Origin of the sequence: Bacillus sp. DB-2 (assembly GCF_003315125.1) — a bacterium.
Taxonomy (GTDB): domain Bacteria; phylum Bacillota; class Bacilli; order Bacillales; family Bacillaceae_G; genus Bacillus_A; species Bacillus_A mycoides.
In genome coordinates, this window is the sequence record NZ_QNRN01000002.1 from 113,359 (window position 1) to 132,422 (window position 19,064).

At 34.8% G+C, this 19,064-nt stretch carries 18 protein-coding genes and 2 pseudogenes; 5 read left to right on the forward strand and 15 right to left on the reverse strand.

What is annotated here, in order from left to right:
• Positions 1-34: 34 nt before the first annotated feature.
• Positions 35-1,195, forward strand: coding sequence for an LPXTG cell wall anchor domain-containing protein (locus DET63_RS03590; protein WP_113935877.1), 1,161 nt, complete (start codon positions 35-37; stop codon positions 1,193-1,195).
• 72 nt (positions 1,196-1,267) lie between these two features.
• Here DET63_RS03590 and DET63_RS03595 read toward each other — a convergent pair whose 3' ends face one another.
• Both DET63_RS03595 and DET63_RS03600 read right to left on the reverse strand, forming a co-directional pair.
• Complete coding sequence (locus DET63_RS03595; RefSeq protein WP_113935878.1) at positions 1,268-1,939, reverse strand: ABC transporter ATP-binding protein; 672 nt, start codon at positions 1,937-1,939, stop codon at positions 1,268-1,270.
• Positions 1,939-3,003, reverse strand: coding sequence for an ABC transporter permease (locus DET63_RS03600; protein WP_113935879.1), 1,065 nt, complete (start codon positions 3,001-3,003; stop codon positions 1,939-1,941). The genes DET63_RS03595 and DET63_RS03600 overlap by 1 nt, the downstream gene beginning before the upstream one ends.
• Before the next feature lie 185 nt (positions 3,004-3,188).
• On the opposite strand from DET63_RS03600, the gene DET63_RS03605 reads away from it, so the two are divergent.
• Together DET63_RS03605 and DET63_RS03610 are read left to right on the forward strand one after the other, a co-directional pair.
• Positions 3,189-3,812 carry an ArsR/SmtB family transcription factor gene (locus DET63_RS03605; RefSeq protein WP_113936095.1) on the forward strand — a complete coding sequence of 208 codons (624 nt, stop codon included), beginning with the start codon at positions 3,189-3,191 and terminating at the stop codon, positions 3,810-3,812.
• A 69-nt stretch (positions 3,813-3,881) separates the two neighbouring features.
• A pseudogene (locus DET63_RS03610) lies at positions 3,882-5,140 on the forward strand (MFS transporter).
• A gap of 227 nt (positions 5,141-5,367) precedes the next feature.
• Here DET63_RS03610 and DET63_RS03615 read toward each other — a convergent pair.
• From DET63_RS03615 to DET63_RS03645, 7 genes and pseudogenes are all read right to left on the reverse strand, one after another.
• A pseudogene (locus DET63_RS03615) lies at positions 5,368-5,496 on the reverse strand (DinB family protein); the annotation flags it as partial.
• A 149-nt stretch (positions 5,497-5,645) separates the two neighbouring features.
• Positions 5,646-6,146 carry a GNAT family N-acetyltransferase gene (locus tag DET63_RS03620; RefSeq protein WP_113935880.1) on the reverse strand — a complete coding sequence of 167 codons (501 nt, stop codon included), beginning with the start codon at positions 6,144-6,146 and terminating at the stop codon, positions 5,646-5,648.
• Between the two features lie 531 nt (positions 6,147-6,677).
• Positions 6,678-8,054, reverse strand: coding sequence for a sensor histidine kinase (locus DET63_RS03625; RefSeq protein ID WP_113935881.1), 1,377 nt, complete (start codon positions 8,052-8,054; stop codon positions 6,678-6,680).
• 1 nt (position 8,055) lies between these two features.
• Positions 8,056-8,733, reverse strand: a complete 678-nt coding sequence (locus DET63_RS03630; RefSeq protein WP_000781971.1) for a response regulator transcription factor — start codon at positions 8,731-8,733, stop codon at positions 8,056-8,058.
• Between the two features lie 227 nt (positions 8,734-8,960).
• The gene (locus DET63_RS03635) at positions 8,961-9,800 is read right to left on the reverse strand and encodes a YitT family protein (RefSeq protein WP_000747487.1); all 840 of its coding nucleotides are present in this window, start codon (positions 9,798-9,800) and stop codon (positions 8,961-8,963) included.
• A 350-nt stretch (positions 9,801-10,150) separates the two neighbouring features.
• Positions 10,151-10,420 carry a 2TM domain-containing protein gene (locus DET63_RS03640; protein WP_113935882.1) on the reverse strand — a complete coding sequence of 90 codons (270 nt, stop codon included), beginning with the start codon at positions 10,418-10,420 and terminating at the stop codon, positions 10,151-10,153.
• A 215-nt stretch (positions 10,421-10,635) separates the two neighbouring features.
• A complete protein-coding gene (locus DET63_RS03645) occupies positions 10,636-11,277 on the reverse strand; it encodes an ATP F0F1 synthase subunit alpha (RefSeq protein WP_113935883.1) in 642 nt (213 codons plus the stop codon).
• A 311-nt stretch (positions 11,278-11,588) separates the two neighbouring features.
• Here DET63_RS03645 and DET63_RS03650 point away from each other — a divergent pair, with 311 nt between their 5' ends.
• Both DET63_RS03650 and DET63_RS03655 read left to right on the forward strand, forming a co-directional pair.
• A complete protein-coding gene (locus tag DET63_RS03650; protein ID WP_113935884.1) occupies positions 11,589-12,620 on the forward strand; it encodes a S66 family peptidase in 1,032 nt (343 codons plus the stop codon).
• A 225-nt stretch (positions 12,621-12,845) separates the two neighbouring features.
• A complete protein-coding gene (locus DET63_RS03655) occupies positions 12,846-13,241 on the forward strand; it encodes a DUF3224 domain-containing protein (protein WP_113935885.1) in 396 nt (131 codons plus the stop codon).
• A gap of 233 nt (positions 13,242-13,474) precedes the next feature.
• Here the strand turns inward: DET63_RS03655 and DET63_RS03660 are convergent, their stop codons facing one another.
• The 6 genes from DET63_RS03660 to DET63_RS03685 form a co-directional block, all read right to left on the reverse strand.
• Positions 13,475-13,828 (reverse strand): hotdog family protein, encoded by a 354-nt coding sequence (locus DET63_RS03660; RefSeq protein ID WP_235661780.1) that lies wholly within the window; start codon positions 13,826-13,828, stop codon positions 13,475-13,477.
• A 139-nt stretch (positions 13,829-13,967) separates the two neighbouring features.
• The gene (locus DET63_RS03665) at positions 13,968-15,215 is read right to left on the reverse strand and encodes a DUF1015 domain-containing protein (RefSeq protein ID WP_113935886.1); all 1,248 of its coding nucleotides are present in this window, start codon (positions 15,213-15,215) and stop codon (positions 13,968-13,970) included.
• Positions 15,216-15,228: 13 nt separating this feature from the next.
• On the reverse strand, positions 15,229-16,401 hold the full coding sequence (locus DET63_RS03670) for a 3-phosphoglycerate dehydrogenase family protein (RefSeq protein ID WP_002066179.1): 1,173 nt from the start codon (positions 16,399-16,401) through the stop codon (positions 15,229-15,231).
• Between the two features lie 12 nt (positions 16,402-16,413).
• Complete coding sequence (gene serC, locus DET63_RS03675; RefSeq protein ID WP_002137211.1) at positions 16,414-17,496, reverse strand: 3-phosphoserine/phosphohydroxythreonine transaminase; 1,083 nt, start codon at positions 17,494-17,496, stop codon at positions 16,414-16,416.
• Positions 17,497-17,705: 209 nt separating this feature from the next.
• Positions 17,706-17,897: a DUF378 domain-containing protein gene (locus DET63_RS03680; RefSeq protein ID WP_002084566.1), complete on the reverse strand. Its 192-nt coding sequence runs from the start codon at positions 17,895-17,897 to the stop codon at positions 17,706-17,708.
• Between the two features lie 88 nt (positions 17,898-17,985).
• Entirely contained in the window at positions 17,986-19,053 is a 1,068-nt protein-coding gene (locus DET63_RS03685; protein ID WP_113935887.1) for a glycoside hydrolase family 113, read from the reverse strand.
• Between the last annotated feature and the right edge of the window lie 11 nt (positions 19,054-19,064).

Sequence of the window (19,064 nt, forward strand, 5' to 3'; positions counted from 1 at the left end):
ACTTCTATATGCTCAATTTTACACAAAACAGCTCATGCATATGAAAGAAAAGAGGTACAAAAATATGAAAACAAAACAAACAATCGCTGCGTCTACACTAGCTTTAGCAATGATTGCTGGCGCAAACTCTGCTCATGCGGAAGTAACTGATGCTACTCCCCAGCAAAGTACGGGAGATCGCTTAGCTGAAATTAAGCAACATAGACAAGAGTTAGATGCGAAATTACAGCAGCACAAAGAAAATGTGGATCAAACATTAAATGAACTTAACCAAGTTAAGGAAAATGTTGATACAAAGGTTAATGAACTACATGAACGTAAACAAGTTGCAGATGAAAAAATTGGCGAGATTAAACAACATAAACAAGAGTTAGATGCAAAACTTCAGCAAGACAAACAAATCGCCGAAGATAAAATCGCTGAAATTAAAGAGCATAAAAAGCAAGTAGATGAAAAAGTTGCTGAAATTAAAGAGCATAAGCAAACTGTTGATGAAAAGGTTAATGAGATTAAAGAACATAAACAAACTGTCGATGAAAAAGTGAATGAAATTAAGCAACATAAAGAGAACATCGATCAGAAGGTTAATGAACTTAAGGAAGTAAAAAAACAGGTAGATGAAAAATTAGCTGAGTTAAAGAAAGCGAAACAAACTGCTGAGGACAAACTTGCTGAGCTAAAAGAAAATAAGCCGAATACTGGGAACACGTTAGAGGAGCTTAAGAAAATTAAAGGCAATTTAGATAGTCTTTCCGCTAACTTAGAACTAGCTAAACAAGATGTAAAAAACAAACTTGCTGAATTACAAGAAGCTAGACAAGATTTACTAAATAAAATAAACGAAATGAAACAAGCGAAACAAACTGTTTCAGATGATTTAACAAAGAAAAAACAAGACTTAGATATTAAAATAAACGATTTTAAACATACTGAGAAAAAAATTGATGACAAATTAGCTGAGTTACATACAACAAAGCAAAATGTAGATAACAAAATTAGTGAAGTATCACAACCTAAACAATCGACAGTGAATAATGACACTACAACTACTACTGTTCCAGCGAAAAACAATGCTAAAGAACTTCCTAACGCTGGTAGTGAGCAATCAAGTAATATGGCTTTAGGAATGCTATCTATTCTAGGTGGAATTTTATTAGTAACACGCAATAAAATTAAAACGTTATTCTCAAAATAAAGCCATTATATCTATTTTAAAATAATCATACAAAGGCCAACTGCACATATATGTACGGTTGGCCTTTTTTCTTTATATTAACTGCCCATCTCTAAGCGTCAATATACGATCACATACATCGAGCATTCTCTCATCGTGTGTAATCATAATAGCTGCTTTTTGACTTTCTTTTACTTCACGTTTCATCATTTCAACGACTTCACGTGCGCGTTTTGAGTCTAAGCTTGCAGTTGGTTCATCAGCTAATATTAAATCTGGGTTGTTCATGAACGCACGAGTGATTGCTACTCTTTGTTTTTCCCCGCCGGATAGTTGATTTGGATAATGAGTTTTTCTTTCAGATAATCCAAATGCTGCTAGCAAGTGATCCGCACGTTTTTCTGATTCTTGTTTGTTTTCTTTTTTTAACTTTGCAATGTAAAGCAATTGTTCTTTTACATTTAAATATGGAACAAGATTTGCGAACTGGAAAATGAAGCCGATTTTTTTCAAACGAATGTCTGTCATTTCCTTTTCTGATAACTTCGTAATATTTTGCTCACGAATGTAAATATCCCCTTTTGACGGTGATAGTAAAGCACCCGCGATTGATAATAACGTACTTTTCCCTGATCCAGAAGGACCAACGATTCCGATAAACTCTCCAGCTTTCACATCAAGCGACATCGGATGAAGGGCTGTTACTTCCGTATTCCCTTCTCCGTACACTTTACTTACTCTGTCTAATTTTAATAATGAAGTCATTACATCCCGCCTCCAATTGCTTCTAATGCATCAACTTTTAACACTTGATATAACGAAATAAGTGTTCCTAAAATACTAATTACAATAAAGATTGCTGCATATTGTGCAATCATCGGTGTTGTTAATAAGAACGGCATACCCGCTGGTAAAATTTGTTCTAATCCTTGTACAAGAACAATACTGATTATCATCGCAACGACTGATAAGAATAACGCCTGCACGACTAAACTATTCGCTAAATAAGAATTCTTTGTACCGATTGCTTTTAATACACCTAATTGTTGTGTTTTTTGCAGTGTAATGACGTAGAAGAATACACCGATTAGTAACGCAGCGATAACAAGTAAGAACGCGATAATCATCGTTAATGTTCCTTGCTCTTCTTTAAATCCTGGAATACTTTGTAATACTTCTTTTTTGTCGATAACATGTGCATTTTTAATTTCTTTATCTGTATTAAGCGCAATTGCACTATAATCTTTTTGGTTTGGTTGTGAAATAGCGCCCCATACGTCTTCATTTACATAAACGACTGGTGTATGGCTAAACATTTGATCTTTCGTAAATCCAACGATTTTAAATTCTTTCTTTGAAACAGGATCAATAATTGTATCCCCAATATCGATACCTTTTTCTTTAATTGATTCATCGGCAACCATCTCGTTGTTTGCTGTACCTAATTTCTCACCTTTTACAATGTTCGGTTCTAAAAATGTATCGCGTTCACTTGAGAAAATAGCGACATCCACTTTTTTCGAGCTATCTTTCTTTTCATACGTTGAAACTTTCACACGAAACGGAACGGCCTCTTTCTCGCCTACTTGATTGACTACGTTATCTACATCTTCTTTCTTAATTTGTGAACGTAGTAATTTATTTTCCGCATCATCTGCTAAAACGAACTTATTTGCCTCCATATTTTGAATCGATGAAGCATTATCATAGGAGAGTCCATTTGCTAATCCTGAAATAACAAGGACTAAAAATGATAATAACACCATAATGAGTCCGATTAATCCGTATCTTAATTTTGATTGTTTCAATTCACGCAGAGCTAAAAACATTATGCTCGCTCCTTCCTCTTTCTTTCTATGCACTAATCATAAAAAAGAAATATGAACGGAATATGAACAGAAGATTACAGAGCAAAAAAATAAATTTTCTGAAAGTATTGAAAATAAATAGAATCCTTGATACAATTCAGTCAAATAATATTGACCGAGTAATTTAATTCAAGGAGTTGATCATGTTGAAGCCCGTATTAACACTAACTACTTATAGCCAACTAAAAGCATTAAGCGATCCACTACGTGCCGAAATGATGATACGTCTATGCGAACGTCCTTATACTGGACAATTACTATCTGAGAAATTCGGCATTTCAAGGGCGAAAATTCATTATCATTTAAAAGGATTAGAAAAGAATGGGCTTATAGAGATCGTTTATACAGAAGAAAAGAATGGGATTGTTCAAAAGTTTTATCAATCTGTCGCTAAAGGCTTCACCCCTGCCGCAGATCTATTACCTCATTTAGAAATATTAAGCGAATCCGGTCGCCAAATCTTTTTACAAATGATAGAAAGAACGAAAAGCCAAATTCTCTCTGCACCAGAAGAAGCTTTTACATTACAAAATGCAAGTGAAGATCCAGCTAAGTGGAATTACGTTTCATCCTGCTGGGAATTTGATGCAACGCCAGAACAATTTCAAGTGTGGGTAAAAAAGTTTTATGAATTAATGGCTGAATTAAACGAAATCACAAAAGGTGCAGATAAAGATCCGAATAGTAAACCTTATTATATTTCTACTACTGCACTTCAAATCGCTGAGAGAACAATGCAGCAATTTGTAAAAAAAGAAGAAAAATCGTAATGCGATTTTTTTTACATAAACGGTCAAATTTATTTTACCGAATAATTTTTTTATAAAGGAGTAGATAAAGTGGACGTATTAAAAAACCGGAATTTCCTCTTACTATTTTTAGGGAGAATTTTTACAAACATAGGAGATAGTTTGTATTATGTAGCAGCGATGTGGCTCGTATATGAGCTGAGTGGTGATCCTTTTTATTCTGGATTGGCTGGTTTCCTTACATTATTACCTTCTGCATTACAATTTCTTACCGGTCCATTCGTTGATAGATGGTCAATCAAAAACACCCTCGTAATCACACAAGTTTTGCAATGCATTCTTATATTAATCATTCCTATTACACACTACTTCGATCTATTAACAGTTCAACTACTACTCATCATTATGCCCATCGTAGCCTTTATCGAACAATTCGCCTATCCCGCACAATCGAAAGCTTTACCACTTCTACTGCATAAAACACAATTATTAAAAGGGAATTCACTCTTTTCCTTTGCTTATCAAGGCATTGATTTAGTTTGTACAACTCTTTCCGGAATATTAGTAGCATTACTTGGCGCAATCACTTTATATATAATCGACTCTTTCACATTCGCAATTACTGCGATTTTGTTTCTTTCATTAAAAATGCCGACACAAACCGAAACAGGCACATCACTTTCAACAAAGCAATATTTCTCTGATTTAAAAGAAGGCTTTTCAATCGTCTTTCGTTCATTAATGGGCATCTTCTTAATCGGTTCAGTTGTCGCTAATTTTTCAATCGGTATGACGATGGCAATACTCCCTTCTTTCGCCGATTCTTTAGGAGGGGTTAAATTATACGGTTTCTTTTTAGCCGCTATATCCGCCGGTAGTTTAATTGGAGCACTATTCAGTTCATGGATTGGTAAACATAATATTAGCCATGTCTCCATTATTAGCTTTGCGACTAGCGCTTTCTTTTGGTTTCTCTCTACGTTTGTACCGTTTCAATGGTTATCAATTTTTTTATTCGGCTTAGCTTGGATACCAATTGGTGCGACCAACATATTATTTGCGACAATTAGTCAAACTTTAATTCCAAATCAATATCTTGGACGCATCAATTCAGTCACACGAAGCATGGGACAATCGCTATGCCGTTCGGCTCTTTAATTGGCGGATACACCGCAAATGTATTTAGTAGCCAACTCATTTTCGCGCTCGCTAGCATCGGAATTTTATTCATTTCTCTCGTATGGCTACTTCATCCGAAATTACGTTCATTGCCGAAAACTGATGAAATTACAGCGGATACTTTTGGGCTTCGGTTTAAGGAAGAGCGCGGGAAAGGTGCGGCTTTATAGCAGAAAGAAAATATTATCTAATCCGTAATGTGTAGTTATAATAAAATTATTTAATTTTATTATCTCAAACAAGCATAACCCCGTTCTAAATATAGGACGGGATTATGCTTGTTTAATTTTGTATGTAAGATACTTCACTTCACTAAAAAATATAACAATAAAGTTGTTTAAAAATCTAAGTTTTATTCAACAATAGCGCCCTTTAATGGAATAACTAAAACGTTCAGTTAACGATTTGATGGCCATGCCCTCTGTATCTTCCTTAATTGAATAATTCGGCCTGTACGATAAGCATCATGAAGCATGGTGTCCAGTAATTTACCCTCAAATGAATTTTGTTCAAGCTCTTTTTCGGAAAAGGTAAAGCCTGTATCGTTGATTACCAAGTAATCGTTGATACAGGCTTTTTTAATGTTTGTTCAACTAACTCATGCGTTAGTTCAATAAGATTTTATTAATCTCTGTCCTATATTCATCTTCATCAAATACGAATTGAGGTATTAAATTACATATCATAAGGTTCAAGCTTCAAAATAAATTCTTCAACATCCTTGCCTCTTGCGTTGGAAAAACCCTTATCTTCAGAGATGATTTTAAACCCGCATTTTTCCAATCCCCTGATGGAGGCGAGGTTATCTTTAGCGGAACGAGCATAGAGTGGGCGTATCTTAATATACTCCAGAAACTCTGACAACGCTAAAGTTGCAATACCATGACCCCAATATTCCTTCCCAATCCAGTAGCTTACTTCGGGTTCGCCGAACTGTTCAAAGTTCGAGACGTGTCCAGTGACAATGCCATTGAATAATATAGTCTTAATTGTAATAGTCTCGTCAGCAATATTTTTTTTCCAATGGTCAAAAAATGAGTCCTTATCAGTGGGGTCTTTAGCTGTAAAGGCAGCCATATAGTTCGCCGTTGAATCTAGTTGTTGTTCGAAAAAGATAGGAAGATCTTCCTCTATGATATCTCGTAGCTTCACTTCGCTTTTGCTAATGGATTCCATATAATTGACAAGCTCCTTAACATATTTTTGAATATAAATTCTTCAAAGTTTAGAGAAATTCCTTCTTCAACTATGCCAGTTAGTTGAATTAAAAAGTTTATTTATTGGCCAATGGTATAAAGTCCAAGTTTTCATCCATAAGATAGTACATTGTCCCATTATCTGTTTGTGCTTCTCTAATGAATACAACCTCATGCTATTTATCCTTTATTTTTTTGCTTAAGGGATATTGTAATTTAGCTACTAACTCCTTTAAATACTTAAAGTCAAGGTCCTCGCACCAAGGCTACGTCCTCCACCATAAAATAATATACCTAATATCATAGATTATCTATTATGACTATGTATTTTAAATTTATCTGTTTAGATAAAAAAAGATAGTAGGGGCATTCACCCCTTACTATCTTTACTATTGATATTTATGTGTCTTTAAATATATAAGTGATGTACTTTTTTGATATTATGTGTGACATTGAATACACGTTACTACAATGATAATCATGATGTACATTCACATGTCTTCTTTTTCATTTATTTAGGAAGCTCAACCCGAACAGTAGTCCCTTCCCCTTTCGTGCTATAAACTGAAACGTTTCCTTGATGCAGTTCAACAATTTTCTGCACAATTGATAACCCTAAACCGCTACCTTCTACGTTTCTCGCTCTTGCTGTATCTACTTTGTAAAAACGATCAAATATACGATCCATTTCTTCTTGTTCCATACCGATTCCGTTATCTGATATAGAAATGACAATACCGGATTCTAATTCTTCTACAACAAATTCAATCGTTCCGCCGTCGTTTGAAAACTTAATGCTATTCGTAAAAATATTACTCCATACTTGATGAAGTAAGTTTTCATCACCGTTTATGATGATGTCCGGCACATCAAATTCGACAGCTATATCTTTTTCACGCCATTTCCATTCGAGCATAAAAATGACGTCTTTAATTTGCTTTTGTAAGTGAAACTCTTTAATTTGTAGAACTTTCTCTTCCTTATCTAATGAAGCGAGCGTAAGTAACTGTTTACATAAACTAGACATCCGCTTACTTTCGCCCTCAATAATTTTCAAATAATGTTTTCTTTCCTCTTCACTCATATTCTCCGATTGTAATGTTTTCGAAAAACCTTGTATCGAAGAAAGTGGAGATTGGAATTCATGAGAAACGTTAGAAACGAACTCTTGCCTCATTTGATCTAATTCTTTAATGCTCTTTGTCATCTTTTGAAAATTAGTCGCTAGTGTACCAATTTCATCTTTTCGATTTTCATCTAATTCGATATCATATTCACCACTTGCAATCTTTTGAGTCGCTTTCGTAAATGTTCGAATTGGCCGAACGATATAACCTGCTGCAATCGCTATAAAAATGATACTTAATACAACGATGAAACCGAGTAATACCGCTAGAAAAATTCTCATTTCGCCGAATTGTTGCTGAATGTCAGGGCGAATGAATAAAGCGTACTGTTTATCATCGTGTTTTAGCGGTACACCGACACTATTAATTAATTCATTATCGAAAAATCCTGTAATAAAGAGGCGAGTTGGATATGTGGAAACGCCATTAAACGTCTCACCTTGCAATACTTTATGAACGGTATCATCACTAATTGTTATCTTACGAAACGCATTCCCAATACGCTTTCCATGATTTTCGTCATCTACAATATAAATTTCATACCCTAACTTCGCAATAGACTGTAAGTATGCCTCTTTATTCTCTTCACTTTGCTTTTCATATAATGATTTTACTTCTTTAGCATACATTAAAATCTTTTCACTATTGTACGGTTTTAACTTCACTTGATAATATACGTTCGTTAATAAAAAACCGATAATGCTACTAAGAAGCATAATACCGACTGTCATAAAAACAAATCTAGAATATAGTGATTTCATTTTATTTCAACTCCAACTTATAACCGAGTCCGCGTACTGTCGTAATTTGAAAATCATCTGTTCGTTTTGAAAAACGATCTCGTAGCCTCTTCACATGAACGTCAACTGTTCGTTCATCTCCTTCAAAATCCATTCCCCATACTAATTCAATTAATTCTTCTCTTGAAAAGGTTCTTCCAGGATAACTAGCAAGTTGTGATAATAATTCAAATTCCTTTAATGGAAGCAAAATCGTCTGACCGTTACACTTCACTTCAAACCCTTTTCGATCAATAGTCGTTCCGTGTAATGTAATAATATCAGCACTAAGCATTTGATAACGGCGCAATAAAGCTTTCATACGGAAAATTACTTCAGCTGGTTCAAATGGTTTTACAATATAATCGTCCGTACCAGAAATGAATCCTTTTTCTTTATCGACTAGCTGATCTTTTGCAGTTAATAAAATAACAGGTATATCATGATACTTCCGGATTTCTTCGCATAACGTATAGCCATCAACAAACGGCATCATAATGTCTACTATCGCAAGATGAATATTTTCTTTCTCTAAAACGCCTTGCGCTACCTTTCCGTCTTCCGCTTCAAAAACTTTAAAGCCCTCTTTTTGTAAATGGTAATGCAATAACTCTCTAATATGTTTATCATCATCAGCTAATAAAATATGTATCATCTTCATTAAACCCTCTCTTGTTCATCCTTCTACATTCTTACATTAAGAAACAATTGTACTTTTTGCAAGAAAAAGAAAAACAAACTGCTATTAGTTTTTTTGAATAAGAGTTGATACATAATACGCTACAAGCCAACATTTTAAGATAAATAAAAAGAATCTATTTTGAAAAAAATTATTCAAAATAGATTCTTTCGTTTTAGTATTAAGATTATTTTAATAAAAAATAATTTCTAAGCCTTAGAAATATCAACAAATCCTTCTCCAAATACATCACGAACATCGTGTATAGCGATGAACGCAGCCGGATCCGTAGTTTGAACAATCCGTTTTAGCTTCACTACTTCTTGCTTATTAATAACAATATAAAGAATTTCCTTCGGCGTTTTCGTGTAATAGCCATGACCTGAGTACACAGTAACCCCTCTGCCCATTAAGGTAGTTACCTTCCCGGCAATTTCATTCGGGTTATCAGAAATAATCGTAATGGCTTTCTTCGGATTTAAACCTTCAATTACAAACTCCATCACTTTCGTTGCTACATATAGCATAATAATTGTTATCATCAGTTTTTCTGCACCAATGATGAAATAAGATGAAAACGCAACAATTAAATCGAAGAACAGTAAACCATAGCTAATGCTCCACCCTAAATACTTATGCGTCATCCTTGCTAAAATCGTAGTACCTGCAGTTGTTCCGCCAACACGAATAATAAGACCAATCCCGCACCCGATAAATATTCCTCCGAAAATGGCATTTACGAGCATTTCATCCGAAGCAATCGTCCAGCCTTCTGTCAAATGAAGAAATAGCGAGTTCGTAACTACAGCGATAATCGTATAAATCGTTGTAATCTTATTTAAAAATTTATAACCGGCTATTAACAAAATCGCATTTAAAATTAAGTTAACTAAGCCCGGTGACCATTCAAATAAATAGTACGTAATAATCGTGATACCTGTTACCCCTCCCTCACCAAACTCATTCGGGATAACAAACAGATTGACACCTAACGCAAAAAGAAATGCACCAATAATAATAAAAATAATGTCTGTCGTTCTTTTTTTCATAAAGTACCTCACTTCTTATGTAAATATTTATTCTGTCATAAACTCTCACCATTATATCGTGGAATATTCAAATCGAACAGTGGTTTATTTTTATTTTAATATAGGGTAATAAATCAACTTCATCCTACATCCACAAGTAATTAAAAAAGTAAAACAACTGTATTTATTATGTGCTACAAATAAAGTTTTGATTTCACATGCAATTCACGCTAAAAAATGAATATGAACACTTACTCGCACAAACTTCGAATAAAAAACAAATAGGCGAAGCTATAGAATAGACTTCGCATCAAGCGTGTGAGCACAGAGATTTATATGAATTTTTATATTCATACATTACAGAAATAAATTTACTTATCTTTCTCCATATATTCTTTAATCTTTCGTTCTTCCCACTTTTTTCCGAATATCCCAAATGGAAAAGTTGTCAAACCGTGTATAACGATACCGATTCCCCAACCTCCAAGTGGATATAAAAACCATAATTTGCTTGAATCAGAGCTTATATTTATAAAAAAAAGCATTAAGTTAACTAGTATATAGACCGTTAAATGAATGTAAAAAGCTTTTAAATTCTCTATCCTTTTTTTAGCTCGTAAATAAACCTCATCTCGCTCCATCCTTAAACACCTCTTTCATTATTGTATTTTTTAAACTCGCTCCGATTTAAACATCATATTCTAATCGAAAATCCCTTATTCTCAAAAAAACACAAAATAAAAAATACCCATCAAATTTTCATACATATGATAATTTAATGGGTACTGCATGATACATTTAGTTTTTACATTTATTGTTTGGAGTAAATTGCAAATAACGACTTATACTCGCCTTATTAAGACCAGATCCATACATCCTCATTATTTTCAACGTTGCTCTTTACTTCATGAATTTTTTCGATATGATCCGTTGTGTTGTAGTTAATAGAAATTCCGCCCCAGCCTACATACTTCATATCAATTTTCACTTTCTCACCCATATTAAATACTTGTCCTTTAGTTAAGTACACTTCAATAATAGCTTTCTTCCCATTTACTGATGGATACTGCACTACAACATATTTAGTAGAACTATCTCCTTCATCTTCCATCGTTCCTACTTTTGATACTTCCCCAATTACATAATCAGGAGAACCATCTTCTTTCATGTGCATACCTAATTTATTTGACGTATTTTCAACTGTATTTGCAATCATATATTCAGTAAAATTACGCATCATAGATCCAGTAGCTTTAACCTCATCCCCTACTTTCACATGTGAAAGGGAATCTATATACACACTAACAGGTTCCTCATATTGCTTAGATTTTACAACAATTACACCGTTATCCACTTCTACTACTCGCCCTTCTAACGTCGAGAAATTTGATTCAATAGAAGCGGCACTCGCTTTTGATAGTTCTAATCCTGGTAAATTCGTTCCTGATAATGCTGCGATCCCTAAAGCACCTGCTAAAATTAATTTTTTCATGCCCATATGTAACCTCTCCATTCATGATGATTATATTTTTTGATTGGATACGACCAACCTGTAACTATTATAGTTACAGGTTATAGAAAATAGCAACCATCTTTCTCATGCAATGATGCATACTGTGATTTTTAAATATAAAGTTTGATAAAAAGATTTATTGTATCTTATTCCTATATTCAGCAATAGTGTTAGATTCATAAATAACAGCAGGTGTATTTGTTAATGGTGGCGAAATTAAATGTCATGTACTATGTTCTTCAACTCTACGGTTTGTATAGTCGTAGTTAATTACATTATGTAGGAGCGGAATTAATATGTTAATGAAACCAAAAAGATTACAGCCAGGAGATATTGTGGCAACAGTAAGTTCTTCATGGGGAGGTGCTGGTGATTCTAAGCTAAGATGGCGATATGAGCAAGGAGTAAAAAGATTAGAAGACGTCTTCGGTCTTAAGGTTGTCCCCATGCCAAATAGTTTAAAAGGTAGCGAATTCATTTATAACAACCCAGAGGCTCGTGCGGAAGATTTAATGACAGCATTTAAAGATACGCGCGTGAAAGCAATTATTGCGAATATTGGCGGTGAAGATAGCATCCGTTTACTTCCTTATATAGATTTTAATGTTATACGCGAAAATCCGAAAATCTTTATGGGCTACTCTGACGATACCGTTTCACATTTGTTTTGTCATAAAGCAGGAGTTTCCTCTTTTTACGGTCCAGCAATTTTAACCGATTTTTCCGAAAATGTAGAGATGGATCCATATACAATTGAAATGGTAAATCGAACTCTCTTTTCAAATGAGAATATTGGCGAGATTCAACCAACTCATGAATGGACGAGTGAGCGTTTAGAATGGATAGAGATAAATAAAGATAAAAGGCGTACAATGCAACAAAACAACGGATATGAGCTACTTCAAGGCTCTATCACTGTACAAGGGCGTTTAATTGGTGGTTGTATAGAAGTACTGGAATTTGCAAAAGGAACGGAACTTTGGCCTGAGAAAAAACATTGGGCGAATAGTATCCTTTTCTTTGAAACCTCTGAAGATCATCCAGAACCAAGTTATATAAAGTATTGGTTACGAAATTACGCAGCGCAAGGCATTCTGCAAAAAGCAAAAGGCATCATTTTTGGTAAACCAAAAGACGAAAAGTATTATGAAGAATATAAACACGAAATACTGAAAGTTATGAAAGAACATAACTTAGAAGATTTGCCGATTCTTTATAATTTAAATTTTGGCCATACCGAGCCGAAGTTTATTTTACCTTACGGCGCGTTGGCAGAAATTGATTGTAAAAATGGGGCTTTCTCTATTTTAGAGAGTGGCGTGGAATAAAGTGAAACTTGAAATAAGTATAGCCATAAGTTTTATTATTATGTTTCCCTGATCCTACAGGAAGAATAGCGTATTTTTTCATTTTTGGGAGTATTTTTTGTTAGCTTGATAGCGATATGGCAGGACTCAAATAAATAAAAACACTCTTATGAGATATGACTGTGAATTGGTACTTTTTAAATGATATGGAGATTACTTATCTAATGATAAAGGGGGATTACGTGTATGGAAGTAACATTTACAGTAAGTAAATGGGATGAAAAACTAATCGATGATACTAGAAAAGATTTCCCTATTAATATTGCCCACGTTGAATATGATATTGATGGTGAATTAAAAGGAAAAGCTTTTGTTGAATACTTATTATATTATTTAGACTCAAATATAAATGATGGTCACTTGGCTACTGCTAAAATTTCTGGATTTTTACACTTTGAAGGAATTTATAAGGGGCAACAAGGGACATTTACAGCTATAGAGCAAGGAATATTTGATAAAGGAAATCTAGATTCCCCAGGAACAATTATTAAAGCTACTGGTGACTTAGAAAATCTGAGAGGGTCCTATAATTATCAGTTTACAGGTCAAACCAGTAAACTAATTTTAGAGTTTGAATTTTAGCAAAATATCCTATAATTTAGTGGAAAGGACATTTCTTGTAATACTGGGAATGTCCTTTTTATTGACAAGCTTATTCAACTATTCTTCTATTAGTTAAGAAAAGAACAGAGTATATTACATAACGTCTTATTATCAGTATTCAGCAATGCATAAAACTTTCGTTATGGTGGAATTAAAAATCTAAGCCCGAGAGGCATGTGCCCCCCCCACCTATTCATTACTTTTCCTACTAACTAAAGAATAATCCCCGAAAAACTCCCCTTCATAACTTCTTTTTCAACTTGATTTCTACATATAAACATCGCAATAATTTTTGTGCGATGTTTTTCATCGGGTTCAAATTGTTCAATAGTTACGTCACAACGAATTGTATCACCGCTAAAAACAGGACGTAAAAATTCAAAATCCATCTTGCGAGCTAGTACGTTATAGTCACCGCCAATTTTTGTAGGCAGCGTTGATGTTAACAGCCCTTGTACAACAAATCTCCCCTGCTCATCTGGTGTAACATGATGAACACCTTCATCTTTAGATACTTCTGTAAATAAAACAACATCTTCTTTTGTAAACGTTCGTTCAAAGGTGATTTTTTCGCCTACTTACAATTTCATCCATACCCCTCCTCAAAAACAGTCCACAATTAATTAAACTGACATTCCATTTGTTACAAAAGAAAAACCGAAATTAAAAATCATTTCGGTTTTTCCAAACTGTAGAAGTCTATATTTACTTTAGCGAATGAACAAACAACCCACTGCGCAGTTTCGGTTCAAACCACGTTGATTTTGGCGGCATAACTTCCCCTGCGTCTGCGATTGATAATAAAGCTTCCATTGATGTCGGATATAATGAAAACGCTGCTTTATATTCACCGCTATTTACAAGGCGTTCTAATTCTTCTAATCCGCGGATTCCTCCGACAAAATCAATGCGTGAATCAGATCGTGGATCATGTATTTCAAGTACTTGGCTTAATAAATGATCTTGCAGAATAGATACATCTAAACCTTTAACGAGATCATTCGCATCAAATGTTTCCTCTTTCACAGTGAGCTTATACCACTTCTCGTTTACATACATTCCAAATGTTTTTGGCTCATTTGGTTTATACGGTGAAACCCCTGCTTCTTCCACATAAAAATATTGCGCAACTTGCTTTAAAAATTGCTCTACTGATAAGCCATTTAAATCTTTCACAACACGGTTATAGTCCCAAATTGATAATTCATCATGAGGGAATAAAACAGATAGGAAGAAATTGAATTCCTCTTCTCCTGTGTAATTCGGATATTGCTCTCTTCGCATTAGCCCTACTTTTGCAGCTGATGCAGAGCGGTGATGTCCATCTGCAATGTACAAGTTATGAATATCTTCAAATGCATTTACTAAAGTGGCAATTACTTCTTCATCTGCAATCTTCCACGCAACATGCCTAACGCCATCTTCTGCTGTAAATGTAAAGATTGGCGCATGTTCTTCTTTCCAGTTTGCAATGAAACGTTTCACTTCTTCTTTTGTACGATACGTTAAAAAGATTGGCCCCGTATTTGCGTCACACACATCTACGTGGCGAATACGATCAAGTTCTTTTTCATGACGCGTTCTTTCATGTTTTTTAATTGTATCATCTTCATACTCGTCAATCGATGTACAAACGACAAGGCCTGACTGCGTTCTTCCTTGCATCGTCAGTTCATAAATGTAAAGCGCTGGCTCCTCATCTTGAACGAACACTTCTTCTTGTATAAATTGCTTTAAATTTTCACCCGCTTGTTCATATACGCGATCATCGTACGGTGAAAGTGCCGGGTCTAAATCAATTTCTGCTTTATCAACGTGTAAGAAAGAATATGGATTCCCTTTTACAACCTCTCTTGCCTCTTCACTATTTAATACGTCATACGGTAAAGCTGCTACTTGTGCTGCTTTTCCTTCTACTGGACGAATAGCACGAAACGGTCGGATTTTTGCCAAGTTTCTCTCTCCTTTACACAATCATTCGAACGGCTACAACACCTGTGATTTTACTTATATTTTCCACAATATTCTCTTTCATTATATCATCAATTCCGTTATCAATATCAATCATTGTGTACGCCCAAGAATGTTTACTACGATTAATCATATCCGCAATATTAATATGATGTTCTGCTAAACATCCTGTAATTTGTCCTACCATGTTCGGAACGTTTTGATGCATAATTGTAATTCGTTTTTTTCCAATGTACGGAAGCTCTACGTTTGGATAGTTTACTGAATTACGAATATTACCTGTCTCTAAATACTCACGTAATTGACGTGCAGCCATTACTGCACAATTTTCTTCAGATTCAGACGTAGATGCACCAAGGTGAGGAGTTGCTGTTACATTTTTCATCTTTATCACATTTTCATTCGGAAAATCTGTTACGTAATGTGTAATAATATCTTCTTCTAACGCCTTTTGAAGAGCATTTTCATCTACAAGTTCTCCTCTTGAGAAATTGAATAGACGCATTCCTTTTTTCATCGTCTCTATAGCGTGTTCACCAATAATCCCCTTCGTTTGGTTCGTAAGAGGAATATGAAGTGTAATATAATCACACGTTGCAAAAATTTCATCTAGGCTAAACGCTCTTTGTACTTGCGTAGAAAGACGCCATGCTGTTTCAACTGATATATACGGGTCGTAGCCAACAACGTCCATCCCTAAAGATAACGCATCATTTGCAACTAAAGCACCAATTGCGCCAAGACCGATAACACCTAAACGTTTCCCTGCAATTTCTGATCCAACGAATTGCTTTTTCCCTGCTTCAACAAGCTGTGGTACTTCTTCTCCATCCAACTCTTTCGTCCAGCTCACTCCATTTATAATATTACGGGAAGACATAATAAGGCTTGCGATAATAAGTTCCTTCACTGCATTCGCATTAGCCCCTGGCGTATTAAATACTACAATCCCTTTTTCCGTACAACGCTCAACAGGAATATTATTTACACCGGCACCAGCTCTTGCAATCGCCTTTAAATCTTCTGAAAACTCTTCTTCATGTAAAGAATAGCTGCGAAGTAAAATACCATCTGGATGACCTACTTTGTCTCCAATTTCATAGCGATTCCCATCAAAAATTTGCAAACCCTTTTCGGCAATTTGATTTAACGTCTGAACACGAAACATATCCCCATCTCCCTATCTATTTTCAAGCTCAAATTCCTTCATATAGTCTACTAATTCTTGTACACCTTGGGTTGGCATCGCATTGTAAACACTAGCGCGCATACCGCCGACTGAACGATGTCCCTTTAGCGTCACGAAACCGCGCTCTTTCGATTTTTGTAAAAACTGATTGTTAAGCTCTTCTGACGGTGTTGTAAACGGAATATTCATAAGTGACCGATACGTGGGATCAACTGGTGAAGTAAACAATTTAGATTCATCTAAAAAATTGTAAAGAAGTGAAGATTTCATTCTATTTTGTTCTTCAATCGCAGATACCCCGCCTTGTTCTTTCAACCACTCTAGTACAAGTTTTGCTACATAAATACTAAAGGTTGGCGGTGTATTATATAGGGAGTTATTTTCACTGTAAGTTTCATAGTTTAACATCGTAGGACAAGCACTATTTACACTGCCAATTAAATCTCTTTTTATAATTACAATCGTTAAACCCGCTGGCCCTAAATTCTTTTGCGCACCCGCATATATGAGACCAAACTTCGTAACATCATATTGTTCTGATAAAATATTTGAGGACATATCCGCAACGAGCGGCACTCTTTCTAAATGTGGAATATCCACATATTTTGTCCCCTCAATTGTATTGTTCGTTGTAATATGTACATAATCTAGTTCTTCATCATTTGGTAAATCATCCATTTTAGGAATCGTAGTAAACTTCTCTTTTTCAGAAGAAGCAATCACTTGTACTTCTCCTACTTTTCCGGCTTCTTGCAGCGCCTTTTTAGACCATGAACCTGTCAGTACGTACCCAGCTTTTTTATACGTACTCATTAAATTTAACGGTATCATAGAAAATTGTAATGACGCACCGCCCTGTAAAAATAATACTTCATACTCATCAGGAATGTTCATTAATTCACGAAGTAAGCTACTTGCTTCATCAATAATACTTTGGAAATAAGAAGATCTATGGCTCATTTCCATAACAGACATGCCTGTCCCGTTATAATTTACAAGCTCCTTTTGCACTTTCTCTAAAACTGGCAAAGGGAGTATAGATGGTCCTGCTGAAAAATTATACACTCTCTCCATCACCCAGATAACCTCCCTATTTCTCATTTTTATTATTTTTTAAACTTTCTGAATTATAACCTATATACAATACACGGTCAATTTGTTTTCCGTTATTACGGTGCAAGACGCAATGGAATCGCTTGCATGTGCACCCTGCTTTTTATAAACATACAAAAAAGTGTTAAGTACATAATCGTACTTAACACTCTAGTAATTAAGTATAATAGCTACTTACTCGTAAAGAACCGATCGAAAATTTGATAAATAGCTGAAAGACCAAAGAGCCAATAAATAGTATCCACAAGCGCCGGCATAGAACCAAACCATTTCTCAACTACATTATAATCTAACGCTACAAACAACCAATTCAAACCGCCAAGAATCACCAGTATTACTGTAAGGTATGACAAAAATTTCATTATGATTGCCCCCTAGGTGATAAGATGGTGAAAGGCCTTTCACTAAAATATATGTAATGGATTCTAAAACTTACCTATTTTATAAAATTTATTTTCGATACCAGCCATTAATAACTGTCTCTGCTTCTTTACTATGTATTTGATATGAATGATTACTATCATTAGATCCGATAAACCAAATTGAAAAACCTTTAAAATATGGCTTCGCTTCTAATACATCTCGGTAAGCACACCACCCGTTAAGTTGTACATCTTTTGAAAACACATTCGTAACATCTGGGTTCCACGGGCTTTGTAGTCCAAGTTCACGTGCTGGCACATTAAATCCACCAAAATAAACTGGCTTTCCAGTTGTTTTATGTAATGTCTCAAGTTGCTGAACAACATTTTGGCCCCGATTGTATACTGTCGTCGCAAATAAGCTTTGTTTTACTTCTTCGTATGATGGATTTCTTTTTCCTGAAACTTCAAACCAACTATCAATACTTACAATGTCCACCTTTTTTAAATACGGGCGATTTATTTTCTCTTTAAATTTCGCCTCAAAAGAAGGATCCCAACTTGCAGTTAACCACCAGTTCATTTGATACAAAACATTTCCTTTATACTGCTGGCGAACAAAATTAATCGTATCATTCCAATATCCTTCTGCATATTCCATATTCACGAAATTAGAAGCGATTTTCAGCCCATAAATATTGTACTTACTTGTAATGGAATTAAAAATATCTTGTAAAACAACAGTTTTCCAATTCCAGAAGAAATCGTTAATATTACTAGGGTTCCACTCTGTTTCTCCAATATTTCCTTGCTGAATAAACGGAAACGGCTCCAATATAACTTGTATATTATGCTTTAATAATTCTTGAATTAAAATAATAGCTTGTTTCTTTTGCGCCTGATTAATTACCATATTAGCCGAATTTACATCCGAAATATCTACTTGAATAGGTACATTCACCGTATTTAAATTCAAGCGCTCTACATCTGCTAACACTTTCGCTACATTGCCTACTTCCCATACCGTTACGTTTCCTGATTTTATTTTTCCAGATTGAACAGTATTTACATCCGCCTGTATATTTCCCTGGAAACAAAAAGAAAACAACATGATACACACTCCTAAAATACTTACTAAACTCTTACTTTTCTTCATAAGTTTCCTCC

Bases quoted from the DNA above. Each gene is read 5' to 3' on its own strand.
- serC (WP_002137211.1), bottom strand. From the start codon at position 17,496: ATGGAGAGAGTGTATAATTTTTCAGCAGGACCATCTATACTCCCTTTG.
- DET63_RS03630 (WP_000781971.1), bottom strand. From the start codon at position 8,733: ATGAAGATGATACATATTTTATTAGCTGATGATGATAAACATATTAGA.
- DET63_RS03670 (WP_002066179.1), bottom strand. From the start codon at position 16,401: ATGTTTCGTGTTCAGACGTTAAATCAAATTGCCGAAAAGGGTTTGCAA.
- DET63_RS03590 (WP_113935877.1), top strand. From the start codon at position 35: ATGCATATGAAAGAAAAGAGGTACAAAAATATGAAAACAAAACAAACA.
- DET63_RS03655 (WP_113935885.1), top strand. From the start codon at position 12,846: ATGGAAGTAACATTTACAGTAAGTAAATGGGATGAAAAACTAATCGAT.
- DET63_RS03640 (WP_113935882.1), bottom strand. From the start codon at position 10,420: ATGGAGCGAGATGAGGTTTATTTACGAGCTAAAAAAAGGATAGAGAAT.
- DET63_RS03680 (WP_002084566.1), bottom strand. From the start codon at position 17,897: ATGAAATTTTTGTCATACCTTACAGTAATACTGGTGATTCTTGGCGGT.
- DET63_RS03625 (WP_113935881.1), bottom strand. From the start codon at position 8,054: ATGAAATCACTATATTCTAGATTTGTTTTTATGACAGTCGGTATTATG.
- DET63_RS03595 (WP_113935878.1), bottom strand. From the start codon at position 1,939: ATGACTTCATTATTAAAATTAGACAGAGTAAGTAAAGTGTACGGAGAA.
- DET63_RS03620 (WP_113935880.1), bottom strand. From the start codon at position 6,146: ATGGAATCCATTAGCAAAAGCGAAGTGAAGCTACGAGATATCATAGAG.
- DET63_RS03645 (WP_113935883.1), bottom strand. From the start codon at position 11,277: ATGGGCATGAAAAAATTAATTTTAGCAGGTGCTTTAGGGATCGCAGCA.
- DET63_RS03600 (WP_113935879.1), bottom strand. From the start codon at position 3,003: ATGTTTTTAGCTCTGCGTGAATTGAAACAATCAAAATTAAGATACGGA.
- DET63_RS03635 (WP_000747487.1), bottom strand. From the start codon at position 9,800: ATGAAAAAAAGAACGACAGACATTATTTTTATTATTATTGGTGCATTT.
- DET63_RS03685 (WP_113935887.1), bottom strand. From the start codon at position 19,053: ATGAAGAAAAGTAAGAGTTTAGTAAGTATTTTAGGAGTGTGTATCATG.
- DET63_RS03650 (WP_113935884.1), top strand. From the start codon at position 11,589: ATGTTAATGAAACCAAAAAGATTACAGCCAGGAGATATTGTGGCAACA.